This is a genomic window from Cryobacterium sp. 10I1 (assembly GCF_035019805.1).
Lineage (GTDB): Bacteria > Actinomycetota > Actinomycetes > Actinomycetales > Microbacteriaceae > Cryobacterium > Cryobacterium glucosi.
Map to the genome: position 1 here is coordinate 1 of NZ_JASJVF010000627.1, position 302 is coordinate 302.

The 302-nt window shown below is 68.9% G+C and carries 1 protein-coding gene; it reads right to left on the bottom strand.

Annotated elements, in window-relative coordinates; translation table 11 throughout:
* Nucleotides 1-278 (bottom strand): DUF2399 domain-containing protein (locus QN345_RS20070; RefSeq protein WP_323509246.1); only part of this gene is annotated, 278 nt, incomplete at its 3' end.
* Nucleotides 279-302 lie beyond the last annotated feature (24 nt).

The following is a 302-nucleotide window of genomic DNA, read 5'->3' on the forward strand; positions in this document are numbered from 1 at the left end:
GTCCACGGCACGCTGCGAGCGACCGTGCGCGCGATCGTGACGCCGCCCGCATCGAAGTCACCGTGGTACCGGAGCCGCGAACCGCCTTCGACGAGTTGCGTGAGTAACCGCAGCACCGCAGCCCCCGGTTGCCCGTTCACACACACGATCGGTACGAAACCGCCACCAGCACCAGCACCAGCACCAGCACCAGCACCGTACCGGTCGGCCGCGGCCGCGATCACCGCAGGGTTCTCGCACACCGAGACCAGCGCCGGGGCCCGGCCGATGTCATCCACGGCAAGCTGCCGGTACGTCAATAC